This window comes from Eikenella glucosivorans (genome assembly GCF_016025525.2).
GTDB lineage: Bacteria > Pseudomonadota > Gammaproteobacteria > Burkholderiales > Neisseriaceae > Eikenella > Eikenella glucosivorans.
Genome location: NZ_JACSGR010000001.1, coordinates 28567 through 54083 on the forward strand (window position 1 = coordinate 28567; position 25517 = coordinate 54083).

A 25517-nucleotide genomic window follows, 5' to 3' on the forward strand; every position below is an offset into this window, starting at 1 on the left:
CCTGCCGCAACCGCATACAGAAAGGCTACCTGAAAACCTATCGATTATTTTTCAGGTAGCCTTTATCTATCCATCACGCACTAATCTTTAGCTTCCCCGCCCAGCGCATACCAATCAATCTCCCGCGTGTAATACATCACCGCAAACAGCGTGGCAAACAGCAGGCAGGAGCCCACCAGCAGGTTGTATTGCTGCATTCTCACCAGCACGAACATTGCGCCGTAGGCCGCCGTGAGCAGCGCGGTCATCATATACACCCCGCGCGTGGTGGCCAGCACGAAATGCAGATACCAGCACAGCAGGCTGATACAGGCAAACGCGCCGATGCAATAAGCGGCGGTAAAGCCGATGTGTTCCGCCAGCGAAAGCAGCAGCAGGTAGAAAATCGACAAGGCCGCGCCCACCAGCAGATACTGCACCGGGTGGATGCGCCATTCCTGCAACACCTCGCTCAAAAAGAACGAGGCAAACACCAGCACCACCAGCACCATGCCGTATTTCACGCTGCGGATAATCATGCGGTAGCCTTCCGCGTCCAACAGCGCGCTCGATCGGTAATACCCCCGCTGCTCCGCCAGGCCGTAAATCGCAAACAGCACCACGGCAAACACAAGGCACAGCCCCAGCACGCTCCATAGTTTTTTCGACATTTTTCTGCTCCTTCAAAGAATCAAACACGGCAGGGCACACGCCTGCCCACCGCGCACAGTATGCCTGGGCCGCGTCAATTTCCCGTGGAGCAAAAATGAAGATTTTATGAAGAAGGCAGCCTGAAAGCGTGTGCCGCCCGCCGCCCTTGCGTACAATACCGCCAAAATTATGCCGTGTGATGAAGAAACCATGATTCCGGCCATACACGCATCGGGCGCAAAGGCTACCTGAAAAAGGCAGCCTGAAAACCGACCGCCCCAAACGCCCATCCGCCATTTGGCAGACAACCCCGCCCCCGCCATGAACCCGCATATCCTCATCATCGAAGACGAACGCGAAATCGCCGAACTGGTCGAGCTCTCCCTCGCCCGCGCCCGCTTCACCGCCCGCATCGCCCCCACCGCAGGGCAGGCGCGGCAACTGCTCGCGCGCGAACATTTCGACTTGCTCCTGCTCGACGTCGGCCTGCCCGACACCGACGGCTTCGAGTTCCTCAAAACCCTGCGCCCGCAGTATGCCCAGCCCGTCATCATGCTCACCGCGCAGGACGAAGAAACCGACCGCATCCTCGGGCTTGAACTCGGCGCCGACGACTACATCGGCAAACCCTTCAGCCCGCGCGAACTCGCCGCCCGCGTCAAAGCCGTGCTGCGGCGCACGCAAACCCCGCCCGCCGAACCCGCCCCGGCCCCCGTGTGGCACGACGACGCGCCCGCCTGCTGCATCCGCCACCGTGGGCGCGAACTGCCGCTCACCCAAGGCGAATACCGCCTGCTGCGTACCCTGCTGCACCGCCCCGGCCGCGTGTTCGGCCGCGAAGAACTGCTCGCCGCCATGTTCGGCGGCAACCGCCCCTCCGACCCGCACACCGTCAACACCCACATCCGCGCCCTGCGCCACAAACTGCGCGAAGCGGGCGTGGACGGCGAGCCCATCCGCACCCATCACGGGTTGGGATATAGCTTTAACGGGGAATGATATGGCGTTTTCAGGCTGCCGGATTTTTCAGGTAGCCTGAAATACAAAAGGCTGCCTGAAAGCATCAGCATCAGCATCAGCGCAGCCCGGCTTGGCCGCAGGCATAACCCGCCCCCCGCAAATCCTGAAGCCGTATATGGAAACAAGCCCAATGAAAATCACCCCCGAAAACGGCAGCATTACCCTGCCGGACGGCCGCATCATCACCGCACACACCTCCCCGGACGACTGGATTGCCCTGTTTCCCCAATCCCGCCCGCATCATCCGCAGGCCGGGGCAGTTTCTTTCGGCGTGTCGTTTGCCGGGCAGGCGGAACGATATGCCGTTACCGCTTGGTTTGAGCAGCAGCGGCTGGCCAGGCTGTCCCTGTTTTTCTGCCCGACAGGCGAAGACACGGGCTGGGAAGCGTGGTCGGAAGCGCGTGAATTGCAGCGCAGAAAACAGTTTGACCGGTGGCTAGACCGGCAATTGGGCGACACCCCGTGCACCATCCACACATCGGCGGCGGGCCGGTGCCGCCGGTTTGCATGGGGCGAAGCGGGGGCGTATTACCACAAACAAGACGGCGGCACGGCGATTGTTGTCCGTTATCGCCGATAAGCTTTTTCAAGCGGCATCGGCTGCGGAAGGCTGCTGTTTACCCGACCGGCCGCGTATCAATCCAGCTTCACGCTTTCCCCGTCTGCGGGAATCCGCACGCGGCTTTCAATGCCCTGCCCGCGCACGAATTTGTGCATATCGGCGCGGCTGACGGCGGTGTGGTTCACGGTGTCCATGTGCACGGTGATGATTTTGGCTTGCGGCATGACCTGGCTGGCTTTCAATACGTCTGCCGTGCCCATGATGATGCTGTCGGGAATGCCTTGAATCAGCGCGTAGCCGGTATTCATGATGAGGTAGTCGGGCTTGTGGGTATTGAGGGCTTTGTTCACGTCCGCCGTCCACACGGTGTCGCCCATGATGTAGGCGGTTTTGTGGCCGGGCTTGTGCAGTACCACGCCCATGGCGTCGCCCAGCAATGCGGCAAGCTGCGGGTCGGCATACATGGCTTCCGTGCCGTGCGCGCCGCCGGTTTTGCTGAGGGAAATGCCGTTGAAATCCGCCGTGCCGTTCAGCACGCGCACGTCGGCAAAGCCCTGGCTGCGGATTTTCGCCGCGTCGGCTTCGTGCTGCACATACACGGGCAGGGTTTTGGGGATGGCGCGGGCGGCGGCTTCGTCCCAGTGGTCTTCGTGGGTGTGGGTAACAATCACCGCGTCCACGCCGTCCAGAATCTTGTTCACGTCCATCGGCAGCCCGACCAGAGGGATTTTGGCCTGGCTGTTGAATGTGCCGGCAAAGCCGTTCATGGCGTGTTTGGGTGCGAAAAACGGGTCAATCAGAAAGGTCTGCCCGGCGTATTCCACTTTGGCGGTGGCGTTGCGGATGTGCTGGTAGTGGTCGCCCGCTTGTGCGGAAAGCGCGGCAGCGGCCAAAACGGCGGCGAAAATAAAGCGTTTGAATTTCATGATGTTGCTCCTTGAAAAATGATGGGGCGCATATGGATCTGTTTACACCCAACATTGCGGCGGTTTTTTGGCCAAATTCCGGCGGCTGCTGCGTTAAAAATGCTCGCAAGGTGTCCAACCTTGCTGCGCTTTTTGCCTTGCATCTGCCGTTTTTGCCGCAAAAACCCGCTACGCAAGTTGAATGTAAACAGATCCTACGCGGCGGGCAAAGCGGCTAAAATCGGCCATATTGCCAATCTCCGCAAGGATGGTGCCAATATGCAGCCTACACACCGCCGCGCCCCGAAAACCGCGCTGTACGCCCAATCGGGCATGAACGATTTCGTCTTCAACATTCCTTTTTCCGTGTTTCAGGTAGCCCATCAGGGCAAGCCGCTGTTTGATTTGCAAATCTGCGCCGACGACGGGCAAAACGTTGCCACGGCATTGGGGGCAAACATTCCCGTGCATGGCGGACTGGATTTGATGGATAAAGCCGACATCATCGTCATCGCCGGCTGGCGCGACATCGCCGCAGCCCCGTCTGCCGCCCTGACCGCACATCTGCACAAGGCGGCGGCACGCGGCGCGCAAATCACCGCCCTGTGCTACGGCACTTACGCGCTGGCCTACGCGGGGCTGCTGGACGGCAAAACCGCCGCCACGCACTGGCTGGCCGAAAGCGATTTTGTCCGCCGCTTTCCCCGCGTTTCCCTCGATACCAACCGCCTGTATGTGGAAGACGGCGGCTTTTTGACTTCGGCGGGCGCGGCAGGCGGGCTGGACTGCTGCCTCTACCTCATCCGCAAAATCCACGGCGCGACCGCCGCCAACGACATCGCCCGCACCCTTGTCGCCGCGCCCCACAGGGAAGGCGGGCAGGCGCAATTTACCCGCCGCCCCGCCGAACGCCGCACCAGCGACGACAAAATCAACCGCCTGCTGGACGAGCTGCGGCAGAACCTTGCCGCCCCGCACCGCCTGGACGATTTGGCAGCCAGGCTGGCCGTATCCCGCCGCACCTTCATCCGCCATTTCTCCCGTGCCACCGGCATGAATTTCGGCGAATGGCTCACAGCGGAACGCCTGTGGCAGGTGCAGGACTGGCTGGAAAACACCGATTGGCCGGTTGAGCGCATCGCCGAGCAGAGCGGCTTCGGCAGCGCGGCGAATCTGCGCGCGCAGTTCAAAGCCAAGTTTCAGACCAGCCCGAACGCGTGGCGGAAAGTGTTCGGGAAGTGAGGAAGACAGCCGAAAAGGCAGCCTGAAAAGGCAGCCTGAAAACCCGACACCGCTTATCCCAAAAACCGTTCCCTGTTTTTCAGGTAGCCTTTATGCTCAAATACTTCACCCACCTCAGCCTGCGCCTGTTCTTCGTCCTGCTCGGCATCCTTATCCTGCTCACCGTGTGGGCATTGGCGCACGGCAGCCCGTATGTTCCCCACCTGCTCGCCGCCAACCTGCTCGTGCTCGGCACGCTCGCCTGGTGGCTCGCCCGCAGCATCAGCCGCATCCGCCGTTATGCCGAAGCCATGGCCGCCAACCGTCCCGCCCCGCAGCCGCGTTTCGGCGACAGCTACCTCTACCGCCTTGTGAACGCCGTCGCCCGCCTGCGCGATGAGCTCGACCACCGCCAGCACATCGAAAACTATGTATTGGGCCTCACCCACGAGCTCAAAACCCCGCTCACCGCCCAGCAGGCCGCGCTCGAACTGCTGCAAGACAGCCCGCTCAGCCCCGACCAGCGGCAACTGCTCGACCGCATCCGCCGCAACACCGAAAACCAAAAGCAGCTCATCGCCCGCCTGCTCGAACTCGCCCGCCTGGAAAACCGCGACAGCCTGCCAAGCACGCAAACCGTCGATTTGGCGCAGCTTGCCGCCCAAGCCGCACAAGACAGCCGCGCCGCCCTGCATGGCAAACGACTGAATCTCGCCCTAGACTGCCCGCCCCGCACCGTGCAGGGCGACCCGCTGCTGCTGCGCCAAGCCCTCGACAACCTGCTCTACAACGCCATCGATTTTGCCGACGCAGGCAGCGAAATCCGCATCCGCCTTACCTGCGGACACGGCAAAACCACGCTCGCCGTCCGCAACCAAGGCACGCCGGTTCCCGACTACGCGCTGGCCAAAATCCCCCAGCGTTTCTATTCCCTGCCCCGCGCCAACGGCAAGCGCAGCAGCGGCTTGGGCTTGAGCTTCGCCGCCGAAATCATGCGCCTGCACCAAGGCCGCCTGGTGCTGGCCAATTGCGAAGGCGGGGTGGAGGCAGGGTTGGTGTTTTTTGATACCGGCGGCAAATAGCAGCCAGACAAAGGCTACCTGAAAATTCGCTTCGTTCGTTTTAACCGGTTGAAGCTGACGCTTTCAGGTAGCCGCCCGCCGTTCTTTCGGTTTGCCGCGCCCGCTGTTACAATCGCAGCTGCCTCCAAACAAGCGGCAAACCGCCCCGCGCGGGTTGGTTCCGACACGGTTAAAGGCTACCTGAAACAGCGCGGCGGCATGTGCACGCGAACCGAAAGGAAACATCATGGGTATTTCAAGCGGCCTGCATTGGCTGGTCATCCTTCTTGTGGTGGTGCTGGTATTCGGCACCAAAAAACTGCGTAACGTGGGCAAAGACCTCGGCGGCGCGATTCACGATTTCAAAAAAGGCCTGAACGAAGGCAGCGAAGGCGGAACCGAGGCGGAAACCGCCGCGCCCAAGCAGATTGCCGAGCATAAAGAAGAGAAACCGGGCGAATAAGCCATGTTCGACTTCGCGTTCAGCGAAATGCTGCTGGCCGCCGTGGTGGCGCTGGTGGTGCTCGGGCCGGAGCGGCTGCCGCAGGCGGCGCGCGCGCTGGGTCGGATGCTGGGCAAAATCCAGCGCCTGGCCGGCAGCCTGAGGGCCGAGCTGGCGCAACACGCGGATATGGCCGATCTGCGCCGCATGCAGGAAACGCTGGCCAGCACCGCCAATGAGCTCAAGCAGGAAATGCAGCAGCTGCGCGCCGGTGCTTCGCCCAACCTGCCGGCCTGGGAGCGCCTGCCGCCGCAGCGCACGCCCGCCGATTTCGGCATGGATGCCGATTTCGAACCTGCCCCCCGCCCGGTGCAGCCGGGTTTCCACACGCCCTCGCTCCAGCAGCGCGCCCGCGCCGGGCGGCGCAAACTGCAGCCGCGCGCGCGCATCCGGCCGCGCCTGCGGGTGCGCAAACAGGCGGGAGGCCGCCGATGAACGCCCAGCCTTTGGTGGAGCATTTGAAGGAGCTGCGCCGCCGCCTGATTTGGGTGGTGGCGGTGCTGCTGCTGTGCCTGTTTGCGGCGGTGCCCTTTGCCAACACGCTCTATTCGCTGGTGGCCAAGCCTCTGATGGAAAGCCTGCCGCCGGGCGCACACATGCAGGCTATCGATGTGATCGCGCCGATTTTCGTGCCGCTGAAGGTGGCGCTGATGGCGGCGTTTCTGGTGTCGCTGCCGCACACGCTGTACCAACTGTGGGCTTTTGTGGCGCCGGCGCTCTACCGGCACGAGAAGCGGCTGATTGCGCCGTTGCTGCTTTCCAGCGTGGGGCTGTTTTTTGCTGGGATGGCGTTTTGCTATTTCCTGGTGTTCCCTTTGGTGTTTAAGGTGTTTGCCTCGGCCACGCCGGAAGGGGTGAGCATGATGACGGACATCGACCGCTATCTTTCCTTCGTGCTGGGGATGTTTGTGGCCTTCGGCGCGGCGTTTGAGCTGCCAGTGTTGGTGGTGCTGCTCTACCGCATGGGCGTGGTGCCGCTCCCGGCGCTGAAAACGGCGCGGCCTTATGTGGTGGTGGCGGCTTTTGTGGTGGCGGGCATCATCACGCCGCCGGATGTGATTTCGCAGTTTCTGCTGGCGGTGCCGCTGATTGCGCTGTATGAGGCGGGGCTGCTGATGTGCCGTTTGACCAAGCCGAATGCGGAAGCGGCCGAATTGCCGGCAACGACGGATGCGGATGAGCCAGGTTAAATCGATTGGCATATTTTCAGGTAGCCTCTAACCCTGTTCGGGCTACCTGAAAATATGGCTACAACACAGTGAAACCGAGTACTCAAATTTTGGCGAAACCAAAATAGACAGTATTTGGGTTCAAACCATTTGGGATTTTCAGGCAGCCTCTTTATCGATAATCTTTCGGGCGCTTGAGGCTACCTGAAAGCGTCTGCTTCAACGCAGCTAAAACTTGATTTACTTTTTCAGGTAGCCTTTGCTACTTCATCCAACCTTTTCTTTTATTTGAACAACCGATGCCGATTGCCCAATCTTCCGCCTACCGCATGGCCGTGTGCAGCCTGCTCGCGCTGATTTTCCTGTCTTTGGCTTGGGAACTGTGGCTGGCGCCGCTGCGCCCGGGCGGCTCGTGGCTGGCGCTCAAGGCGCTGCCGCTCTGCCTGCTGCTGCCGGGCGTGTTGCGGCGGCGGCGGCAAAGCTTCCTGTTCTCGGGAATGCTGGTGCTGTTTTATGCGGCGGAGGCGGTGGTGCGGCTGTTTGACGCGGCGCCGGCAAGCCGGGCTTGCGCGGCGGCGGCTCTGGCTGCGGGCGGGGTGTTTTTTGTGTCGTGCCTGATGTTTGTGCGCTCAGGCAGGAAGGAGCGGGCATGATGTGGCAGCGGCTGAAGGAAAGCTGGGTGGTGTGGCTGGGCATGGCGCTGATGGCGGTGGTGCCGTTTTTGTCGTCGTGGCGCACGGGGCCGCAGGGTGGCTGGTTTATCGAGAGCGGCTCGTTGATGTTTGCGGCGCTGTTTGCGCTGCTCACGCTGTGGCTCAATCCGGTGCGCGCGCGGCTGCCCGCGGCAATGGTGTATTTCGTGCTGCTGGCGGGCTTTTGGGTGGTGCAGGCGCGGATTTTGCGGCTGCCCTATCCGCAGATGTCGGATTTGACGGCGGCGGTGTTTTGCGTGATGGCGCTTTTGGCTTGGGCCTGCCGGCTCCAGGTAGCCCGGCTGGGGCAAGATAGGGTGGTGGAAATCTTCGCCTGGGCGCTGCTGGCGGGGGCGCTGTTGCAGGGCTTGGTATGCGTGTTTCAGTTTGTGGGGCACACGAGCTGGCTGCCGGGACTGATGCGCTCGCCGCATAAGTATTTCGTGTTCGGCCAGGTGGGGCAGCGCAACCACCTGGGGCACTATATGATGTGGGGCGTGCTTTCGCTGGGCTATCTGTGGAGCCGGCGGCGACTGCCGGGGCTGCTGGCCTTGGTGCTGGCGGTGTTCCTGTTGCAGGTGGTGGGGGTGATTACGTCGCGCACGATTATCCTGTATGTGGGCGCGCTGCTGCTGCTGCTGCCGTTTTTGTATGTGCTGGGCGGGCGGCCGCTGCGCCGCTGGTGCGCGCTGACTTGGCTGCTGGTGTTCGGCGTGCTGGCGGCGCAGCTGCTGACGCCTTGGCTGATCAACAATTTCCTGCCGAGCGATGTGGAAGCTTCCGGCGTGGGGCGTTTGGTGTCGGGCGATGCGGCCAGCCCGGGGCGTGCTTCGGAGTGGGCGAAGGCGTGGACGGTGTTTACCGAAAACCCGTGGCTGGGCGTGGGCTGGCAGGGCTATGCGCACGAAAGTTTCGCGCTGGCGGGGCGCGGCGCAGGCTTCCGAAATTATGACGTGGGCGTGCTCTTCACCCACAGCCACAACAGCATGTTGGAAATCCTAGCCGAAATGGGCATGATTGGCGCAATCTTAGTGTTCGGCGGCTGGCTGCTGGTGGCCAAAGGCTACCTGAAACGGGGGCTGGGCGCGTCTTCGGCGCTGATGCTGGCTTTGATGACCGTATCGCTGTGCCACAGCCTGCTGGAGTATCCCTTGTGGTATGTGTATTTCCTCACACCCTTCGCGGTGATGATGAGCCTCACGCCGGCCAAAACGCCGGGCTGGTTTGTGCGCCCGCAGCCGGGCATGTGGACCAAACGCCTTGGCGCCGCGATGGCCGCGCTCGCCATCGCCATCACCCTGCAATACGGCTTCGCCTACCACCGCCTCATCTACGCCTACGCCAATCCCACCGAAAACTACCCGCAATACAAGCAAGTCGACACCCTGCGCGAACTGGAAGAACAACACTACTTCCTCAAGTATTACGCCCAGATGGGCCTCATCCGCAAAATCGACTGGCTACGTCCGCTGCCCGAATGGGGGCGTGACGCCGCCCTGCGCGCCAGCCTGTTCCGCCCCTACGCCAACACCGCCGTACGCGCCTTCTATCTGGAGCAAGACGGCCGCGAGCGCGAAGCCGCCGACTGGCTCTTAAACATGGGCCGCTACTACCCCAAACAGCAGCCCCACCTCTTAAGCACCGCCGCCGCCTTCCGCGCCCCGCCCGCCATCGTGCAGCCCCTGCGCGAACAATGTCAGCGCTATGTGCAAACCATGCCCGAAGCCGCCGGCCAGCTCACCTGCGGCACCCAGCCCGCCGGCGACGCCAGCCCAGCTGCTGGCAGCACCAGCCAAGGCAGCAGCCGCTGAAGGCTACCTGAAAAACAATGCCCAAACGAAACCAAGGCCGATTGTCCGCAAAGCCTAAGCACCGGCCCCAATGCGGTTAAACATTTTCAGGTAGCCTACAATCCGCCACAGGCCACCTGAAAACCCGGCCGCAGACACAAGCAAAACTTCACACCCGTAATCCCAGCCCCGGCTTACGCAAAGATACGCAAAAGAATTTGGCTTGTGCGCCGCTATCAGGCAAAGTGTTAAGACACTTGAAATTAAACGGCTATACACAGATTAAATTAACCACACAGCCAACCGCATCATCCGATTCAATCCCTGTAAAAGTTTGCGCCGCCGCGCGCGGCATCCCAAATTAAGGAGTAATCATGAACCGAGTTTTATTGGTAGACGACGACGCCCTGCTCACCGAACTCTTAACCGAATACCTGAGCGCCGAAGGCCTGGAAGTCAGCAGCGTGCCCGACGGCGAAGCCGGCGTGAATGAAATCCTCAACGGCAACTACAACGTGGTGGTGCTGGATTCCATGATGCCCAAGCTCAGCGGGCTCGACGTGCTCAAAACCGTGCGCCAGCAAAGCAAAATCCCCATCATCATGCTCACCGCCAAAGGCGACGACATCGACCGCATCATCGGTCTCGAAATGGGCGCCGACGACTACGTGCCCAAGCCCTGCCAGCCGCGCGAGCTTCTGGCGCGCATCAACGCCATCCTGCGCCGCACCCGCCAGGCCGAGCCCGACAACAGCACGCCCAACGTGATTTCCGTGAGCGGCGTCACCCTTTATCCGGCCAAACGCCAAGCCACCATCGGCGAAGCCCCGCTCGAGCTCACCAGCACCGAATTCAACCTTTTGGAAGTGCTGATGCGCCACGCCGGCCAGGTGGTGAACAAAGAAACCCTGTCGCTGGAAGCCCTCGACCGCAAGCTGGCCAAGTTCGACCGCAGCATCGACGTGCACATCTCCAGCATCCGCCACAAGCTGGGCGACGCATCGCTGATTCAAACCGTGCGCGGCCTGGGCTATCTGTTTGTGAAAAACTGACGCACGATTTTCAGGTAGCCCCTATCCGCCCGGAGGCTACCTGAAAGCGTTAGCTTCAGCGAAGCTAAATCGTTCGCTTCAGCACAACTAAAACATAGAGGCTACCTGAAACCGTTTAGCCGCCGCCAAGCCCGCCCCGACTGACGGCGGCTTCGTTTTTCGGTTTGTCCGCCCGTTCCCCCTCCCGCCAAAGCAAATCCATGAAACTGTTCCAGCGGATCTTCCTCACCTTCTTCTTCGTTATCATCGCCGCCATTTTCGTGGCCAGCTTCTCCTTTTGGCTGGTGCAGGACAAAGTGGCCGAAACCCGCTTCAAGCAGCAGCGCGCCTTCGAAACCGGCCTGCTCAACAGCACGGTAACCGTGTTTCAAACCCGCGGCCTCTCCGGCGTGCGCGAAACCCTGCAAGACTGGAACAACACCCCCACATTCGACAACATCCTCGTGATTTCCGGCGACAGCAAAGCCGATATTTTCCAGCGTCAGGTTGATCCCTCGCGCATCCTTGCCGCGCGCAAATTCGCCGCCGAATTCCCCAACACCCGCGTGGTGCGCGTGGCCTACGACCCGCTGGGTGAAGAATACATCTTCATGCTCGCCGACTGGGACAAACAACAGCCCGCCCGCCTGCCCTCGCCGCTGATGATTCCCGGCGTGGAAATGGCGCCGGTGTGGCACGAACTCATCATCCTCAGCTTCATCATCATCGTCGGCCTCTTATTGGCCTACATCCTCGCCAACAATATCTCCCAGCCCATCAGCACGCTGGAGCGCGGCATGAGCCGCCTGGCCGAAGGCGATCTCGAAACCCGCATTTCCCACCAGCTCATCGGCCGGCGCGACGAGCTGGCCAAGCTTGCCGTACAGTTCGACCGCATGGCCGGCCAGCTGCAAAAACTGGTGGAACGCGAACGCCACCTGCTGCACCACGTCTCCCACGAAATGCGCTCGCCGCTGGCGCGCATGCAGGCCCTGCTGGCGCTGCTGCAAGTGCAGCCGCACAAGCAGGAGCAAAACATCAAGCGCCTCGAATCAGAGCTCACCCGCATGGACAAACTCGTGGGCGAGCTGCTCACCCTCTCGCGCCTGGAAACCGCCAATGTGGAAATGGAAAAAGACCCGCTCAAGCTGGTGCCCTTCCTGGAAAACCTGGTGGAAGACTGCCGCGCCATCGCCTGCCAAAACAGCCAGCACATCGCCTTTAACTACGACCCAGCCGATGCCGAAGCCACCGTGTCCGCCAACGAAGGCTACCTCTACCGCGCCTTCGACAACGTATTGCGCAACGCCATGGCCTACAGCCCCGAAGGCAGCCAAATCAACATCCGCCTCGGCGAGCACAAACACAACTGGGTGGTAGACATTACCGACAACGGCCCCGGCGTCGACCCCCAGCAGCTGCCGCACATCTTCACCGCCTTCTACCGCGCCGACAGCGGCGCCCACAAGCCCGGCACCGGCCTGGGGCTGGCCATCGCCCGCCACGTGATCGGCAAACACGACGGCCTCATCAACGCCAACAACGTCGAACCCAACGGCCTGAACATCCGCTTCGAGCTGCCCAAGCTCACCGCCAAGCAGCAAAAGCGCGAAGAAAAAGAACGCGAACGCGGGCGCGACGAAGCCCAGCAGGCCTCCTAAACCGCCCCATATGGTTGGCTTCGCTGAAACCGATGCTTTCAGGCAGCCTCCTCAATTGTATGGCTACCTGAAAAACGCCGGCTGCAATAACCGACATTTTCAGGTAGCCTCAGCGCCGCCGCGGCTTGGCTGCCGATTTTGGTATAATCCGCCTGTTTCAACAGCAGATAACCCTTGGATGGAATCCCCATGAGCACCAACACCCTTCTGATTATCGCCCTACTGGTTTTCGCGCCGGTGTTCGGCGTATTGCTGTACAACACCTATCAGGAAAAGAAATACCGCGACTCCATCCGCGCCCAGTTCGGCCACGCCGACAAAGACGCGCTGCTGGAAAGCCGCACCCATTCCGTGCGCGACGGCCAGCAGCAAGCCCCTGCGCCAGCCGATGAAGCCGAGCCGGCCCCACGCCTGCAGCCCTCCTTCGTCCAGCCCGACCGCCCGGCCGAAGCCGCTGATGAACCCCCCGCTGCCGAGCCTGCCCCACAACCTGCCCAGCCCGCCGAGCCGGTGTTGCAGGCCGAGCCCGCCGCGGAAGCGCCCGCCTTCAACTTCCAGCCCGTGCCCACCCCCGCCCCCTCGCAAACCCAAGAGCCGGCCAAGCGCAAGCTGCTGCTCGATTTGCAGGATTTGGCCAAACAGCAATTGCCCTGGTTCGACAGCCGCTTTGATTATTTGTGCTACATCTCGCTGAAAGAACCGCAGGAGCTGCACGCCATGCCGCGCCTCTCCAGCCGCCACCGCTTCCGCATCGCCGGCTGCACCATGGACGACCGCTTCCAAATCGCCGAGCCGATTCCCAGCGTATACTACCAAGGCTTCGTCATCGGCCTGCAAGCCATCAGCCGCAACGGCCTCGCCAGCATCGCCGAGCTCGAGCAATTCGGCGAGCAGGCCAACGCCTTTGCCGAAAAAATGGACGGCGGCCTGCTGCTCACCGACATCGACACCTTCCTCTCCATCGCCCGCCCGCTCGACGAGCTCTGTGCCCGCGTGGATCAAACCATCGCCATCCATCTGGTTTCCCGCAACAACGTGAGCGGCGTGGAGCTGCGCAACGCCGTGGAGCGCCAAGGCTTCGAGCTCTCGCACGACGGCATGTTCTACCTGAACGACGCCAAAGGCGAGCCGCTGTTCGCCATCTCCACCCTCGACAACAGCGCCTTCACCGCCACCCTGCTTTCCAGCCAAAACTACCGCGGCATCAGCATGCTGTTCGACGCGCCGCACATCCCCGACGGCGAGAAAAACTTCAACCGCTTCATGGATATCGCCGTCAAACTCTCCAGCATGCTCGGCCTCGATTTGGTCAACGACAAGCTGGAAGAACTCTCCACTCAATGGCTGAAAGAAATCCGCAGCTACGTGGTGGCGCGGCAGGGCGAAATGAAACAGGTCGGCATCGAGCCCGGCAGCGAGCTGGCCAAGCGGCTGTTTTCATAATCCCACCCAACCATCCACAGCCAAACAGGCTACCTGAAAAGTGGACACCCATTTTTCAGGTAGCCTGTTTCCCCAACCAACTCCTTATCACACCATCAGGAAAACATCATGCACGCACCCAGCAACCTGCGCGCCGCCATCGAAGCCGTCGCCATCCCCAACAGCGGCCTCACCATCGGCAGCAGCCGCCCCCTGAAATCCATTGAAGCAAACGAACACGGCCTCGCCATCGACCTGTGCTTCGGCTTCCCCGTCGGCCATATCGCCGACCAACTGAAGCAGGATATTGCCGCCGCGCTGGCTGCCGCCGGCTGCTCCCAAGGCGCGCAAATCAACATCCGCAGCGAAATCACCACGCACAAAGTCCAGCCCGGCGTGCGCACCATCAGCGGCGTGAAAAACATCATCGCCGTGGCTTCCGGCAAGGGCGGCGTGGGCAAATCCACCACCGCCGCCAACCTGGCCGTGGCGCTGCAGCGGATGGGTGCGCGCGTGGGCATTTTAGATGCAGATCTATACGGCCCCAGCCAGCCCACCATGCTCGGCGTGCCCGCCGGCAAGCCGCAGCAGGAAAACAAGCATTTCATCCCCGTGCGCTCGGCCGAGGGCATTCAGGTGATGTCGATCGGCTTCCTGGTGGACACCGATCAGGCCGTGGTATGGCGCGGGCCGATGGTAAGCCAGGTCTTGCAGCAACTGCTGTTTCAGAGCGAATGGGATGATGTGGACTACCTGTTTGTGGATCTGCCGCCGGGTACGGGCGACATCCAGCTCACGCTGTCGCAGAAGATTCCGGTAACCGGTTCGATCGTGGTCACCACGCCGCAGGATATTGCGCTGATTGATGCGCGCAAGGCGGTGGACATGTTTGGCAAGGTGAACATCCCAATTTTCGGCGTGCTGGAGAATATGTCGGTGCACATTTGCAGCCGCTGCGGCCACCACGAGCCGATTTTCGGCCAAGACGGCGGCAAGGTGCTGGCCGAACGCTTGGGCGTGCCGCTTTTGGGGCAGCTGCCGCTGAGCCTGCCCGTGCGCGAGGCAATGGACAGTGGCAGCGCGGCGGCCATGCAGTCGGCCAATCCGGCCATCGCGCAAATCTACACCGATGCGGCCTGGCAGGTTGCCTTGGCGATAGCGGCCAAGGGCAAGGATTTCAGCAGCCGCTTCCCGCAGATTGTGGTGGAATAGCGGCGGGCCGGTGTAGCTGAAACAGGAAAGGCTACCTGAAAATATCGGCAACTTCGCCAATGGTTTTAACAGGGTTGAAGCCGGCATTTTCCAGCTGGTCTTTTGTTTTTCAGGTAGCCCTTTTAAAAGGCTACCTGAGAATTTTTCTTGGAAGCAACCGGCAGCAAACCCGCAGCGTTGTCTCTTGCTGGAGGGCTTAGATTTTTGCAGCTGCGTTTTGCAGATAGCCGCTTTTCAGGTAGCCCTTATCTCTAGAGGCTACCTGAAAAAGCGCAGACCCCGAATTCTCCTCTAATTAGAATTTCGGGGTCTGCTTTTAGCAGGTTTGTCTAAATGTTGCTTAGACTAGCTGTTGCGGCGGGATTAATACGGTTCTTTCAAATCGTATTTTTTGCCGGCAACCTGGCCGTAGATTACCCAGCCGAAGAAGGTTACCAAGCCACCGCCCAGCATTGCTTCGGCACCTGAACCATACAGGGCGTAGAAGCTGTAGATGTTACCAATCAGGGCGATGAAGGTAGTCAGTTTCAATTCGCCGGCAGGCACGTTGCTGACTTTCTGCATCACATAGATGGCAGACATAGACAGTACATAGGGCACCAGGTTCGTTACCACAGCCAAGTTCACCAACACGTCAAACTGTTCGCTCAAGTTTTCGCTCATGGTCATCAGGGAGAGCAAGGTTTGTACGCCGCACAAGATGAGCATACCAACCAGCGGGGTATTGGTTTTGGTGACTTTGCTGAATACTTTCGGGAAGTAGCCTTCATCAGCACTGGATTTGAACACTTGAGCCACGGTGAACTGCCAGCCCAACAGTGAACCGGTACAAGCCAGCACCATCAGAGCCATTACCACTTTACCGACAGCCGGGGTAAAGATTTGGGCAAACACCAAACCGAAGGGGCCATCGGAAGCAGCCAAAGCAGCGTTGTCCACGATACCGGCCACCACGTTGGTGGAAACGATATAGATAACTGCAGTCATCAAGGTACCGCCCAATACAGCGATCGGCACGTTTTTCTCGGGATTTTCCACGGCATCGGCGTTCGCACAAGCAGATTCCAAACCAAGGAATGACCACAGAGTGATGGAGATTGATTTCGGCAGAGCCTCAAACACACCGTAGTTATGCGGGTTCCAAGCATCGGCATACATAGAGGGGCTGAACCAGAACCAGCCGATAATGGAAATACCCACCACCGGAATCACCACGCCCCACACGGTGAAGCCGCCGATTTTACCGGTAATGGAAGCACCGCCGAAGTTGGCCACAGTGGTAACCCATACGAAAATGATGGTCCACATGGCGATTTCTTGCGGAGTAAGTTTCCAATCCATCAGCTGGGCCAGATAGCCCACTGCGGTAATGGCAATGGCCACGTTGGCGATTACCAGGGAAACGGCATAGGTATAGTTGGCAATAAAGTTGCCGGATTTGCCGAAAGCATATTCAGCATAACCGCCCATACCGCCGGCGTTTTTACTGAAGCGGCCGCACTTGGCGAACGCGTAAGCCAAGGCCAAGGAACCGCCAGCGGTTACCAGCCATGACAAAATAGAAATCGTACCAACCTGAGCCAATTTGGTTGGCAACATGATGATGCCGGAGCCCATCATATTCACCATGGTGAGAATGGTCAGCTGCACCACGCCCATCTTGTTTTGAGAGGTTGACATAGTAATAAATCCTTCTTAAAACGGTAAGCAAACTTTGCCAATGTTCCGGCGCAGTTTGCCTTACCGCGCAAATCATCATCAGATAGAGGCTACCTGAAACCGTTTCAGGTAGCCTGACACGGCCTTAGTCTTTCACGATAACGTGGCCGAATGCACGGCGGCTGCCGTCTTCCACGGTTTGCAGATACACACCTTGGAGCTCGGGTTCGAAGCCGGGCAAGCAGTTAATGCCTTCTTCGAGAGCCAAGAAGTATTTCTGCACCGCACCGCCCCAAACTTCGCCCGGGATGGTACACAGTACGCCCGGAGGATAAGGCAGGGCACCTTCGGCAGCGATCTGACCGGCGATTTCGCTCAAGCGAACCAGTTTCACTTCGTTGCGGATGAAGGCTTGCTGTGCTTCGTAGGGCAGCATGGCTTGTTTCGGCCAGCCGTCAGCACGGAACATCTCGCTCTGCAACTGTTTCATGTTGTTGCGTTTGTAGAAGTCGTGCATTTCTTGGCACAGGCGGCGGATGGTGTAGCCTTTGTAGTATTCGGCGTTGCGGCCGTATACGGTAGGCACCACTTCGCTCATCGGGCTGTCGGCTTCGATGTGTTGTTCGAAGCGGGCGATCAAGGCGATCAGGTGTTCCATCTTAGCCAGGTCTTCGGCCGGAGTCAGCAAGAACAGGATGGAGTTCAAGTCGCATTTTTCCGGAACGATGCCGTTGTCGCGCAGGAAGTTGGCCAAAATAGTGGCCGGCACGCCGAAGTCTTCATATTCGCCGGTTTCCACGTTGATACCCGGGGTAGTCAACAGGAATTTGCACGGATCAACAAAGTATTGGCCTTTGCCGTAGCCCGGGAAGGAGTGCCATTTGGCGCCCGGCTCAAATTCGAAGAAGCGCAGGTCTTGGGCGATCTGTTCGGTCGGGTAAGATTCCCAAGGTTTGCCGTCGACGGTTTCGGGGATAAACGGTTTGATCAGCTTGCAGCTTGCACGCAGCAGTTTGCGGGCTTCGATAGACACGGTTACGCAGTCGCGCCACAGGTTGCGACCCACTTCGCCGTCCAAAATACGGGCGTTCACGTCGAGGGAGGCGAACATCGGGTAGAACGGGCTGGTGGAAGCGTGAATCATGAACGCATTGTTGAAGCGTTTGTGGCTGCAATAGCGTTTCTGACCTTTAATGTGGCTGTCTTTTTTGTGGATCTGGGAAGCCTGAGAGAAGCCGGCCAGCTGTTTGTGTACAGACTGGGTAACGAAGATGCCGGGGTCGTTTTCGTTCAGTTCCAGCAACATCGGAGAGCAGTCGCGCATCATCGGGATAAACTGTTCGTAGCCTACCCAAGCAGAGTCGAACAAGATGTAGTCGCACAAATGACCGATGCGGTCTACTACCTGACGGGCATTGTAAACAGTGCCGTCGTAGGTACCCAACTGAATGATGGCCAGGCGGAACGGACGTTCTTCCTTAGCGCGTTCCGGAGCAACCTTAGCCAGCTGTTCGCGGATGTAAGATTCTTCGAAGCAGGCATTGTCGATACCGCCAATGAAGCCGAAGGGGTTACGGGTAGTTTGCAGATAAACCGGGATAGCGCCGCCGGTAACCAGTGCGCCAATGGTGTTGGATTTGTGGTTGTTGCGGTCGAACAATACCAAATCGCCTTTAGCCAACAGAGCGTTGGTTACCACTTTGTTGGAAGAAGAAGTACCGTTCAGAACGAAGTAGGTCTTGTCGGCGTTGAACACTTTGGCAGCGTGTTGTTGTGCTGCGCAAGCGGGACCTTCGTGAATCAGCAAGTCGCCCAAGCGAACGTCGGCGTTGCACAAGTCGGCGCGGAATACGTTTTCGCCGAAGAATTCGTAGAATTGACGGCCAGCGGGGTGTTTGCGGTAGAACTGACCACCTTGGTGTCCCGGGCAGTCGAACTGGGCATTACCGATGCCCACATATTGTTGCAGGGCGCCGAAGAAGGGGGGAGGAAGCTGAGATTCGTACTTATTCAGAGCGGTGGCTACTTGGCGGCCGTAATACTCTTCGTTGCCGCGGCCAAGCTGGATCACGCCGTTGATGCGGGTCAGCAGGCTTTCCGGCACGCTTTCGCCAGGCTGCAAGGCAACAAATACCGGGATACCGAAGCCGGTGGCTTCAACCTGGCTGACAGCTTGCTCTGCATCGCCGGTAGAAGCAACTACGGCACCAATACCTGCGAGGTCGGCACCTTGCACGTCCACCACGTCGAATTCAGTGGTGAAGCCCTGTTGAACAGACGGGCTGGCTGCTACTTTTAAAAACGTCATATCAAACTCCTATGTGTTTCAATGAACACCGCCGCCAAGCTTCAGCGGCAGCAATGGAAAAAACTTTTTTCGGAGTGATGAATGTGTTGGTACTGCTGTATTATTGTGTAGTTTTGTGAAACTGTAGATTTGCTCTACATCCGAGCTAAACAAATTTTAGCACAAGCCGCCTCGATTAATCCAGTATCAAACTGTTTGCAAAACGGCCGATTCAATTGCGACTGAATACCACTTGGATATTAAAGAATGCTAAGCCAGTGCAATTGTTACCGCTTTTTAGCTCGTTTGTTGGGCGAATATTAGCATAACCGCTTTTTGAAAGACAAATCTTTTTGATTGAAATCATGCTTTAAATTTGAGTTAGCGCAAAGAAATCTGCTTTAATGTAAACGAAAGTAAAGTAAAGAAAACTTAACAATGCTTGATTTATTAGCATGTTACACGGTAACGCGCCCTACTCCTTCTGCCCGATGGCAACATACGTAAAAAAGGCTACCTGAAAATTTCTGGCTTCATAGGAAGCGGTATTTTTCAGGTAGCCTTTTGATCAAGCGGCTAGGCCGAGTGGTTTAAATCGGCCGGGTATTTCTTTCCAGCCACGCTTTGGCGGCGCCTTCGGTGCGCGGAGCCAGTTTTTCGCGTACCAATGCGTGGTAGTCGTTCAGCCAGGCGGCTTCTTCATCGCTCAGCATGCTGCGCTCGATGAGCTGGGTGTCGATTGGGCACAGGGTAAGCTGCTCGAAGCAGAGGTAGCTGCCGAATTCGGTTTCGGCCGGCTGTTTCACGCGGCGGTGCACCACCAGGTTTTCGATGCGGATACCCCATTTGCCCGGGCGGTAGAGGCCGGGCTCGTTGGAGGTGATCATGTTTTCCTCCATCACGTTGTGCTTGATACCGGCCACGTTGTAGGCGATGCGCTGCGGGCCTTGGTGCACGTTGAGGAAGTAGCCAACACCGTGGCCGGTGCCGTGGCCGTAGTCGCACTGCTCTTTCCACAGCGGGGCGCGGCAGATGGTGTCGAGAATCTGGCCGGACAGGCCTTCGGGGAACACGGCTTCGGCTAAGGCGATGTGGGCCTTGAGCACGAGGGTGTAGTCGCGTTTCTGCTGCGCGGTGGGCTCGCCGCCGACAGGGATGACGCGGGTGATGTCGGTGGTGCCGTCGAGGTAGTGCGCGCCGGAGTCGATCAGCAGCAGGCCCGGGCCTTTGATGGTGCTGAAATGCTCGGGGGTGGCGGCATAGTGCGGCAGGGCGCCGTTTTCGTTGAAGCCGGCGATGGTGTCGAAGCTGAGCGATACGAAATGCGCCTGTTTGCTGCGGTGTTCATACAGCATGGTGTCAATGTCGAGCTCGGTTACGGTTTCGCCGGCGGCCAGTTTCTGCTCCAGTTCGGCGAAGAAGCCGCACAGGGCTGCGCCGTCGCGGATCATGGCTTCTTTGGTGTGCTCGATTTCGGCTTCGGGTTTGCGGGCTTTATAAATGGTGCTGGGGTTGATGTCTTCCACTACGCGCACGTTTTCAGGTAGCCTGTTGAGGGTGTACACGGCGGTGCGGTCTGGGTCGACAAAAAGCGTGCCGCTCAGTTTGCTCATGGCTTCCACGATGCTGCCGTAGTCGGCTACGTCGATTTTGGCTGCGGCCAAGGCCTGGCGGGTTTCGTCGCCAAGTTTGGCGGGGTTGATGAACAGGGTGGCGCGCTCGGGGCCGATCAACAGGTAGCCGAGGAACACGGGGTTGAAGGGCACGTCGCTGCCGCGCAGGTTGGTGATCCAAGCGAGGTCGTCGAGCGAGGAAATCAAGTGGTGGTCGGCTCCCAGCTTTTTCATGTCGGCGCGCACGCGGCTCAGTTTTTCAACGGCGCTTTCCGGCGAGAATTCGGGTTTGTGCACGAATACGGGGTTGGCGGGCAGGCCCGGGCGGTCGTTCCAGAAGCTGTTGAGTAAGTCGGTGTCATGCCACAGATGGATGTTTTTCTTAGCAAATTCGGCCTGCATTTCACGTTTGCCGGCCAAAGAGAGGCCGTCGGCGGGAATGCCGACTACGGCGTTTTCAGGTAGCCTTTCCACCAGCGATTCGAGCATGCTGGGGCGGCCTTGGCCGAGTTTTTGCAGCACAAAGCCGCTGCCTTCCAGCTGGCGTTTGGCCTGCTCCCAATAGCGGCTGTCCACCCACAGTTCGGCGAAATCGGCGGTGACGGCCAGGGTGCCGACCGAGCCGTCGAAACCGGACAGCCAGGTGCGGCCGCGCCAGTGCTCGGGGAGGTATTCGGACATATGCGGGTCGGCGGAAGGAACGATCCAGGCGTCAATCTGTTGTGCTTTCATGGCTTGCCGCAGGGCGGCGAGGCGTTGCGCGGGACTAGTAGTCATTGCTTGCTCCTTGACGGTTTGATGGGAAATAACGGCAGCCGGAGAACTGGCTACCTGAAAACGGACGGCGAGAATTCGGGGGAAATTGCCGGAAGCCGGATGGCGGCAAACCATCAATTCGGCTTGTGCAAGCTAACCGGCAACGGCTGAAAGCGCCGCTTCCCCAAGCCCGTCCGCGGCCGAAATCATTTTACTTCATACCAATCCGTCACACCCGGTGCGGAACCGACTTCGGCAGGCTTCGACTATAGTATAGCCCGCCCGCAGCCGCAAGCCGCGGCATAAAATTTCAATAAAATATTTCAGGTAGCCTGCTCTATGTCAATAGAGGCTACCTGAAAAACAAAACCCGCATCCATCCGGATACGGGTTTGCCTGATTATAAAGATAGAAATATTAATCCACGTCGCTCAACATACGGTTCAGCTTGCGCATCATCAGCATCAGCACCACACCGCCGCCGATGCCCAGCGCACCGAGCAGGCCGTAGAATTCTACCGCTTTTTCCGCCACATAGTATTCGTCCACCAGCACACCGCCCAAGGTAAAGCCCAGCGAGAGTGTGAGGAAGTTGAACGACACCATCTGCGTTTTAAACGATTTCGGCGCGATTTTAGTGGCCAACGACAGCGAAATCGGCGAAAGCAGCAGCTCGGAGATGGTGATGGTGAGCAGCAGCAGCGCCATGATCACCAGCGGCATCACCGTGCCGGAAGTGAGGAAGGGGATGAAGCACAGGTAAGACACGCCCAAGATGACCATCGCCATGGTGAATTTCATCGGCGTTCTCGGCTGACGGTAGCCCATTTTGGTCCACAAAGCCGCCATCAGGCCGGCAAACACAATCACCCACAGGCTCTGCAAGGCGCTCAGCCAAGCCACCGGAATCTCAAAACCGCCAATCATACGCAGCGCAGCTTGGTCTTGGTCGAAATACACGGTCACCACCGTGAACACCTGTGACCATACCGCCCAGAACAAGCACATCACGATAAACAGCGGCACATAAGCCACCACATGGCGCCGCTCGTCGCTAGAAATCTGCGGATCGCGGAACAGGCGGATGAAATACAGCAGGCTGGTGACGATTACCGTGCCCAGCAGCACCTGCGAGAAGTTGTCCAAAGTCAGCAGGCCAGCAGCGATACAGCCGCCGATCACGGCCAAACCGGCCACCGCCACGCCCAGCGCCGTGCCATATTTCTGTTTCGGCAACGGGTTGTCCGGCGGCGTGTGCGGCAGGGAAGCGCGGCCGCGCCAGTATTGCCACAGGCCGAAAGCCATGCCCACGGCAGCAGCGCCGAAGCCGTAGTGGAAACCGAATTTCACCTGCAACACGCCCACAATCAGCGGGCCGACAAAGCCGCCGATGTTGATCGCCGTATAGAAGATGGAGAAGCCGGCATCGCGCAGCGACCGGTTAGCCTCTTCTTCATACAGCGAGCCCACCATCGCCCCGGCAGAAGATTTCACCCCGCCGCTGCCCAATGCGATCAGCAAAAGGCCCACCACCAGGCCGCTCAGGCTCGGCAGCACTGCCAGCGCAACGTGCCCCAGCATCACCACCACGCCCGACCAAAACAGCGTTTTTTCTGCGCCCAGCAGGCGGTCGGACAGCCAGCCGCTCAAAATCGTGGCCAGATAAATGCTGCCGTTGTAAGCACCCACAATAGCGGCGGCCTTGGTCTCATTCATGCCCAAGCCGCCCTTGGTCACTTCATAATACAAATAAATCAGCAGGATCGCCTGCATACCGTAAAACGAGAAACGCTCCCACAATTCGATGTGGAACAGCGTGCCCAGCTGGCGGGGGTGGCCGAAAAAATCGGCTCTGGCGCCAGCGCCCACGGCGGGAGCCGCCGCAACTTGCTCATTGGTTGGAGTGGTCATGGATCTTTCCTCAATGTTTTTTATGCCTGTTTGAAGGCTACCTAAAAACCGCCGCACCCCGCCTCCGTCCAACCCTTGGCAAGTCTGCTTCCGGCCCATACGGCATCGGCGCGGCAAAAAATAAATTCCTCCCTTACCCCAAGAAAGTTTGGTATCGGAAGCGGAACATGCCGAGCAGCATTTTCACTCCGCAGCCACCCTTTCCTGTTTGAAGGAGGATTGGGGCGTACTTTTACACGCAATACGCCGGCTTGGCAAGCGCAAATTGTCAAGCCCGCGCACAATTATTCCGATTTCTTTACCGTTTGTTACACCTAGCCGACAATCAACGCGATAGCCGATGTAAATCAACCCGCGGCCAATGCCTTCCGAACCATAATTTTCCAGCTTGTTTTCAATAAATTAAAGGCTACCTGAAAAATAAAACCGGTTTTCAGGTAGCCTTTTCCCATTTCCAACGCTTACGCCGGAAAACTTATGCGGCCGATGCGTTTAAATCGGCTGGGTGTTTTTCTCCAGCCAGGCTTTGGCGGCGCCTTCGGTGCGCGGGGCGAGGGCGGCACGCACTTTGGCGTGGTAGTTGTTTACCCATTGGATTTCTTCGGTGCTGAGCAAATCACGGTCGATTAATTGGGTGTTGATCGGACACAGAGTGATGGCTTCGAAGCAGAGGTAGTTGCCGAATACGGTTTCCTCGGGGTTTTCTACGCGGCGGGCCACCAGCAGGTTTTCGATGCGGATGCCCCATTTGCCGGGGCGGTAGAGGCCGGGCTCGTTGGAGGTGACCATGCCGGGCTTCATGGCGTTGTGCTGGGTGAGCGGCTTGAGGATAGAAATCACCTGCGGGCCTTGGTGCACGTTGAGGAAGTAGCCGATGCCGTGGCCGGTGCCGTGGCTGTAGTCGCGCTGTTTGCGCCACAGTTGGGCACGGCAGACGGCATCGAGAATCACGCCGCTGAGGTTTTCGGGGAACACGGCCTGGTCGAGGGCGATGTGGGCTTTCAATACCAAGGTGTAGTCGCGTTTTTCTTCGGCGCTCGGCGTGCCGATATACACCATACGGGTGATGTCGGTGGTGCCGTTGTGGTAGTGGGCGCCGGAGTCGATCAGCAGCATGCCTTCGCCGTCGAGGTAGCTGAATTTTTCGGGCTTGGCCAGGTAGTGCGGCAGGGAGCCGTTGGCTTTGAAGCCGGCGTGGGTGCCGAAGCAGAGGCCGACGAAGTGCGGCTGTTTGCTGCGGTGTTCATACAGCATGGTGTCGATGTCGAGCTCGCTGAGGCGTTCGCCTTTAGCCAGTTTCTGCTCGAGCTCGGCGAAGAAGCCGCACAAGGCCACGCCGTCTTGCACCATGGCTTCTTTGTTGTGCTGGATTTCGGCTTCGGTTTTGCAGGCTTTAAACAGGGTGCTGGGGTTGATGTTTTCAATCAGCTTCACGTTTTCAGGTAGCCTGCTGAGGGTGTACACGGCAGTGCGGTCGGGGGTGATGAGCAGGCTGCCGCTGAGCTTGGCCACGGCTTCGCCGATGGCGGCATAGGGGGCGATGCCGATTTTGGCATCGGAGAGCACTTGCTTGCTGTCGGCAGTGAGCTTGGCTTCGTCCACAAACAGGGTGGCGCTGTCTTGGCCAATCAGCAAATAAGACAGGAAAATCGGATCGAAGGGCACGTCGCTGCCGCGCAGGTTGGTGATCCAGGCGATGTCGTCGAGTGCGGAAACCAAGTGGTAGTCGGCGCCCTGCTCTTTCATGGCGGCACGGATGCGGCTCAGTTTCTGGGCGGCGCTTTCGGGCACGAATTCGGCTTTTTGCGCAAACACGGGTTTGTCGGAAGCGCCGGGGCGGCCTTCCCACACTTCGTCGAGCAGATCCACATCGTGGCGCAATTTGATGTGTTTCTTGGCGAAGGCTTGTTCCAAATGGCGTTTTTCGGCTAGGGAGAGCACATCTGCGGCGATGCCGACCACGCCGTTTTCGGGCACTTGGGCCACCAGGGAATCCACATGGGTGGGCGTGGTAACCAGTTTTTTCAGTACGGTGCCGGTGCCTTGCAATTGGTGTTCGGCTTCTTCCCAGTAGCGGCCGTCCACCCACAATTCGGAAGAGTTGGCGGTAACGATGATGGTGCCGGCGGTGCCGCTGAAGCCGGTGAGCCAGTTGCGGCCTTCCCAGCGGGCGGGCAGGTATTCGGAGAGGTGCGGGTCGCCGGTGGGGATGATCCAGCCGTCGATATGGTGTTTCTTCATGGCCTGCCGCAGGGCGGCGAGGCGTTGGGCATATTGATTGCTCATTTGCTTACTCCTTGATTAAGTTGATATTTTTCAAATAGCGGCCGCAGGATAAGGGCGCAGCTGCCCTAGCCGGCCCGAATTCGCGGGCGGCGGAAACATAAAACGGAAAGGGAATCTGCGAAGATTT

Annotated in this window: 22 protein-coding genes; 14 read left to right on the forward strand and 8 right to left on the reverse strand. The window is 59.1% G+C overall.

Annotated features, from left to right (window positions below; translation table 11 throughout):
* Positions 1–80 precede the first annotated feature (80 nt).
* Positions 81–650, reverse strand: coding sequence for an inner membrane CreD family protein (locus H9Q10_RS00135; protein WP_197902026.1), 570 nt, complete (start codon positions 648–650; stop codon positions 81–83).
* Positions 651–927: 277 nt separating this feature from the next.
* Here H9Q10_RS00135 and H9Q10_RS00140 point away from each other — a divergent pair, with 277 nt between their 5' ends.
* On the forward strand, positions 928–1629 hold the full coding sequence (locus H9Q10_RS00140; protein WP_238480099.1) for a response regulator: 702 nt from the start codon (positions 928–930) through the stop codon (positions 1627–1629).
* A 151-nt stretch (positions 1630–1780) separates the two neighbouring features.
* The gene (locus H9Q10_RS00145; protein ID WP_197902027.1) at positions 1781–2230 is read left to right on the forward strand and encodes a hypothetical protein; all 450 of its coding nucleotides are present in this window, start codon (positions 1781–1783) and stop codon (positions 2228–2230) included.
* A gap of 56 nt (positions 2231–2286) precedes the next feature.
* On the opposite strand, the gene H9Q10_RS00150 is transcribed toward H9Q10_RS00145, so the two are convergent.
* Positions 2287–3138, reverse strand: a complete 852-nt coding sequence (locus tag H9Q10_RS00150) for an MBL fold metallo-hydrolase (protein WP_197902028.1) — start codon at positions 3136–3138, stop codon at positions 2287–2289.
* A gap of 32 nt (positions 3139–3170) precedes the next feature.
* Between H9Q10_RS00150 and H9Q10_RS00155 the strand changes: the two genes are divergently transcribed.
* The 10 genes from H9Q10_RS00155 (at position 3171) to H9Q10_RS00200 (ending at position 12244) form a co-directional block, all read left to right on the forward strand.
* On the forward strand, positions 3171–3356 hold the full coding sequence (locus H9Q10_RS00155) for an uS11 family ribosomal protein (protein ID WP_197902368.1): 186 nt from the start codon (positions 3171–3173) through the stop codon (positions 3354–3356).
* 40 nt (positions 3357–3396) lie between these two features.
* A complete protein-coding gene (locus tag H9Q10_RS00160) occupies positions 3397–4359 on the forward strand; it encodes a GlxA family transcriptional regulator (protein ID WP_197902029.1) in 963 nt (320 codons plus the stop codon).
* Positions 4360–4451: 92 nt separating this feature from the next.
* The gene (locus H9Q10_RS00165; RefSeq protein ID WP_197902030.1) at positions 4452–5420 is read left to right on the forward strand and encodes a histidine kinase dimerization/phospho-acceptor domain-containing protein; all 969 of its coding nucleotides are present in this window, start codon (positions 4452–4454) and stop codon (positions 5418–5420) included.
* 226 nt (positions 5421–5646) lie between these two features.
* Entirely contained in the window at positions 5647–5862 is a 216-nt protein-coding gene (tatA, locus tag H9Q10_RS00170) for a Sec-independent protein translocase subunit TatA (RefSeq protein ID WP_197902031.1), read from the forward strand.
* A gap of 3 nt (positions 5863–5865) precedes the next feature.
* Positions 5866–6336, forward strand: a complete 471-nt coding sequence (tatB, locus tag H9Q10_RS00175) for a Sec-independent protein translocase protein TatB (RefSeq protein ID WP_197902032.1) — start codon at positions 5866–5868, stop codon at positions 6334–6336.
* The gene (tatC, locus tag H9Q10_RS00180) at positions 6333–7091 is read left to right on the forward strand and encodes a twin-arginine translocase subunit TatC (protein ID WP_197902033.1); all 759 of its coding nucleotides are present in this window, start codon (positions 6333–6335) and stop codon (positions 7089–7091) included. Before tatB ends, tatC begins: the two co-directional genes overlap by 4 nt.
* Before the next feature lie 284 nt (positions 7092–7375).
* Entirely contained in the window at positions 7376–7723 is a 348-nt protein-coding gene (locus H9Q10_RS00185; RefSeq protein WP_197902341.1) for a DUF2069 domain-containing protein, read from the forward strand.
* Positions 7720–9573, forward strand: coding sequence for a PglL family O-oligosaccharyltransferase (locus H9Q10_RS00190; protein WP_197902034.1), 1854 nt, complete (start codon positions 7720–7722; stop codon positions 9571–9573). Before H9Q10_RS00185 ends, H9Q10_RS00190 begins: the two co-directional genes overlap by 4 nt.
* Positions 9574–9926: 353 nt before the next feature.
* Entirely contained in the window at positions 9927–10604 is a 678-nt protein-coding gene (locus H9Q10_RS00195; RefSeq protein WP_197902035.1) for a response regulator transcription factor, read from the forward strand.
* 200 nt (positions 10605–10804) lie between these two features.
* A complete protein-coding gene (locus H9Q10_RS00200; protein ID WP_197902036.1) occupies positions 10805–12244 on the forward strand; it encodes a sensor histidine kinase in 1440 nt (479 codons plus the stop codon).
* A gap of 38 nt (positions 12245–12282) precedes the next feature.
* On the opposite strand, the gene H9Q10_RS00205 is transcribed toward H9Q10_RS00200, so the two are convergent.
* Positions 12283–12435 (reverse strand): hypothetical protein, encoded by a 153-nt coding sequence (locus tag H9Q10_RS00205; RefSeq protein ID WP_197902037.1) that lies wholly within the window; start codon positions 12433–12435, stop codon positions 12283–12285.
* Between H9Q10_RS00205 and H9Q10_RS00210 the strand changes: the two genes are divergently transcribed.
* Positions 12434–13687 (forward strand): cell division protein ZipA C-terminal FtsZ-binding domain-containing protein, encoded by a 1254-nt coding sequence (locus tag H9Q10_RS00210; RefSeq protein ID WP_197902038.1) that lies wholly within the window; start codon positions 12434–12436, stop codon positions 13685–13687. The genes H9Q10_RS00205 and H9Q10_RS00210 overlap by 2 nt on opposite strands.
* Positions 13688–13795: 108 nt before the next feature.
* Positions 13796–14878: an iron-sulfur cluster carrier protein ApbC gene (apbC, locus tag H9Q10_RS00215; protein WP_197902039.1), complete on the forward strand. Its 1083-nt coding sequence runs from the start codon at positions 13796–13798 to the stop codon at positions 14876–14878.
* Positions 14879–15241: 363 nt separating this feature from the next.
* Here the strand turns inward: apbC and potE are convergent, their stop codons facing one another.
* The 5 genes from potE to H9Q10_RS00240 form a co-directional block, all read right to left on the reverse strand.
* A complete protein-coding gene (gene potE / locus H9Q10_RS00220) occupies positions 15242–16558 on the reverse strand; it encodes a putrescine-ornithine antiporter (protein WP_197902040.1) in 1317 nt (438 codons plus the stop codon).
* 124 nt (positions 16559–16682) lie between these two features.
* Positions 16683–18845, reverse strand: a complete 2163-nt coding sequence (locus H9Q10_RS00225; RefSeq protein ID WP_197902041.1) for an ornithine decarboxylase — start codon at positions 18843–18845, stop codon at positions 16683–16685.
* A 569-nt stretch (positions 18846–19414) separates the two neighbouring features.
* Entirely contained in the window at positions 19415–21214 is a 1800-nt protein-coding gene (locus H9Q10_RS00230; protein WP_197902042.1) for an aminopeptidase P family protein, read from the reverse strand.
* Positions 21215–21610: 396 nt separating this feature from the next.
* A complete protein-coding gene (locus H9Q10_RS00235; protein WP_197902043.1) occupies positions 21611–23104 on the reverse strand; it encodes a peptide MFS transporter in 1494 nt (497 codons plus the stop codon).
* Positions 23105–23596: 492 nt separating this feature from the next.
* Positions 23597–25390: an aminopeptidase P family protein gene (locus tag H9Q10_RS00240; RefSeq protein ID WP_197902044.1), complete on the reverse strand. Its 1794-nt coding sequence runs from the start codon at positions 25388–25390 to the stop codon at positions 23597–23599.
* Between the last annotated feature and the right edge of the window lie 127 nt (positions 25391–25517).

What these genes read in the sequence shown, in the direction of transcription:
- H9Q10_RS00210 (WP_197902038.1), top strand. Translation starts at nt 12,434, where the DNA reads ATGAGCACCAACACCCTTCTGATTATCGCCCTACTGGTTTTCGCGCCG.
- H9Q10_RS00200 (WP_197902036.1), top strand. Translation starts at nt 10,805, where the DNA reads ATGAAACTGTTCCAGCGGATCTTCCTCACCTTCTTCTTCGTTATCATC.
- H9Q10_RS00225 (WP_197902041.1), bottom strand. Translation starts at nt 18,845, where the DNA reads ATGACGTTTTTAAAAGTAGCAGCCAGCCCGTCTGTTCAACAGGGCTTC.
- H9Q10_RS00235 (WP_197902043.1), bottom strand. Translation starts at nt 23,104, where the DNA reads ATGACCACTCCAACCAATGAGCAAGTTGCGGCGGCTCCCGCCGTGGGC.
- apbC (WP_197902039.1), top strand. Translation starts at nt 13,796, where the DNA reads ATGCACGCACCCAGCAACCTGCGCGCCGCCATCGAAGCCGTCGCCATC.
- H9Q10_RS00190 (WP_197902034.1), top strand. Translation starts at nt 7,720, where the DNA reads ATGATGTGGCAGCGGCTGAAGGAAAGCTGGGTGGTGTGGCTGGGCATG.
- H9Q10_RS00205 (WP_197902037.1), bottom strand. Translation starts at nt 12,435, where the DNA reads ATGGGGATTCCATCCAAGGGTTATCTGCTGTTGAAACAGGCGGATTAT.
- tatC (WP_197902033.1), top strand. Translation starts at nt 6,333, where the DNA reads ATGAACGCCCAGCCTTTGGTGGAGCATTTGAAGGAGCTGCGCCGCCGC.
- H9Q10_RS00150 (WP_197902028.1), bottom strand. Translation starts at nt 3,138, where the DNA reads ATGAAATTCAAACGCTTTATTTTCGCCGCCGTTTTGGCCGCTGCCGCG.
- tatB (WP_197902032.1), top strand. Translation starts at nt 5,866, where the DNA reads ATGTTCGACTTCGCGTTCAGCGAAATGCTGCTGGCCGCCGTGGTGGCG.
- potE (WP_197902040.1), bottom strand. Translation starts at nt 16,558, where the DNA reads ATGTCAACCTCTCAAAACAAGATGGGCGTGGTGCAGCTGACCATTCTC.
- H9Q10_RS00240 (WP_197902044.1), bottom strand. Translation starts at nt 25,390, where the DNA reads ATGAGCAATCAATATGCCCAACGCCTCGCCGCCCTGCGGCAGGCCATG.
- H9Q10_RS00145 (WP_197902027.1), top strand. Translation starts at nt 1,781, where the DNA reads ATGAAAATCACCCCCGAAAACGGCAGCATTACCCTGCCGGACGGCCGC.
- tatA (WP_197902031.1), top strand. Translation starts at nt 5,647, where the DNA reads ATGGGTATTTCAAGCGGCCTGCATTGGCTGGTCATCCTTCTTGTGGTG.
- H9Q10_RS00160 (WP_197902029.1), top strand. Translation starts at nt 3,397, where the DNA reads ATGCAGCCTACACACCGCCGCGCCCCGAAAACCGCGCTGTACGCCCAA.
- H9Q10_RS00155 (WP_197902368.1), top strand. Translation starts at nt 3,171, where the DNA reads ATGGATCTGTTTACACCCAACATTGCGGCGGTTTTTTGGCCAAATTCC.
- H9Q10_RS00230 (WP_197902042.1), bottom strand. Translation starts at nt 21,214, where the DNA reads ATGACTACTAGTCCCGCGCAACGCCTCGCCGCCCTGCGGCAAGCCATG.
- H9Q10_RS00135 (WP_197902026.1), bottom strand. Translation starts at nt 650, where the DNA reads ATGTCGAAAAAACTATGGAGCGTGCTGGGGCTGTGCCTTGTGTTTGCC.
- H9Q10_RS00165 (WP_197902030.1), top strand. Translation starts at nt 4,452, where the DNA reads ATGCTCAAATACTTCACCCACCTCAGCCTGCGCCTGTTCTTCGTCCTG.
- H9Q10_RS00195 (WP_197902035.1), top strand. Translation starts at nt 9,927, where the DNA reads ATGAACCGAGTTTTATTGGTAGACGACGACGCCCTGCTCACCGAACTC.